Consider the following 1,168-nt stretch of genomic DNA (forward strand, 5'->3'; position numbering starts at 1 on the left):
CGGGCGGGGCGACGAGGCCGGCCAGCGGCCCGCCAGCGACGTGGACGCCGATCGCGCGGCCGATATCGTCGAACTGTCGGGTGAGAAACGTCGTCGCGACCGAGTAATGGAGCCCCGCGCCCGCGCCGAGGACGACGGTGAACAGCGCGAAGCCGACGATCGAGGGCGAGACCGCGATGAGCACCGAGGCGAGCAGCGTCGAGCCGACCGCCGTGAGGATCACCGCGCGTTCCCCGTAGCGGTCGCCGAGGACGCCCGACGGGAACTGCGAGAGCGCGTACGCGAGCCACATTCCCGAGAGCGCGAGTCCGACGGTGGTGTTCGTGACGGCGAACGTCTCGGTGATCTGTGGGACGAGCGGGCTGATAGCGAGCCGCGCGACCATCGTGGCGGTGAACGCGAGCGTACAGAGCGCGAGCGTCGTGTGGGCGTACCGCCAGTTCACGGTCGTCGTATCCGGTGGGTGTCAAAGCGGCTTCCGATCGCGGTCAGTCGGGCCGCGAGTTCGATCGGGACCGCGCCGTCACCCCGAGCGTCCGACCCCGGACTCCCGATCAGCCGACGACGAACTCGATCGGGTAGTCGGTCAGGTTCTCGTACCCGTCCTCGGTGACGACGATGAGGTCTTCGATCCGGATACCCCCGACCGCGGGGTCGTAGAGGCCGGGTTCGACGGTGACGACGTGGCCGGGCTCCAGCTCCTCGCCGCCCGAGGAGAGTCCGGGGGACTCGTGAACGTCGAGGCCGATCCCGTGACCGGTGGAGTGGATGAACCCCGTCTCCGTCTCGGGGTCGGTCCGGAACGTCGGCTCGCCGGCCGCCTCGTACACTTCGCAGGCAGCGTCGTGGACGTCCTCGCCGGTCGCACCGGGTGAGATCGCGTCGAGGGCGGCCTCGAACGCCCGCTCGGTGAGATCGTACCACTCCCGGGCGGTGTCGCTCGGCTCGCCCACACAGAACGTGCGGGTCATGTCGCCGTTGTACTTCGTCTCCTTCGACCGCGGGAAGATGTCGACGATTATCGGCTCGTTCGCGCGGAGCGGTCCGGAGCCGCGGTCGTGTGGGTCGGCCGCCTGCGTGCCGCCGGCGACGATCGTCTCGTCGAGCGCGCAGCCGTGTTCGAGCAGCGTCGTCTCGATCGCTGTCGACACGCGCTCGCTGGTGAGCG

At 69.8% G+C, this 1,168-nt stretch carries 2 protein-coding genes; both read right to left on the reverse strand.

Annotated elements, in window-relative coordinates; all coding sequences use genetic code 11:
• Positions 1-445 (reverse strand): MFS transporter (locus tag ACFQEU_RS16290; RefSeq protein ID WP_379783863.1); only part of this gene is annotated, 445 nt, incomplete at its 3' end.
• Between the two features lie 109 nt (positions 446-554).
• The coding region (locus ACFQEU_RS16295) for a M24 family metallopeptidase (protein ID WP_379783865.1) at positions 555-1,168 on the reverse strand (614 nt) is incomplete at its 5' end.

Origin of the sequence: Halorubrum tibetense, from assembly GCF_042661865.1 — an archaeon.
Lineage (GTDB): Archaea > Halobacteriota > Halobacteria > Halobacteriales > Haloferacaceae > Halorubrum > Halorubrum tibetense.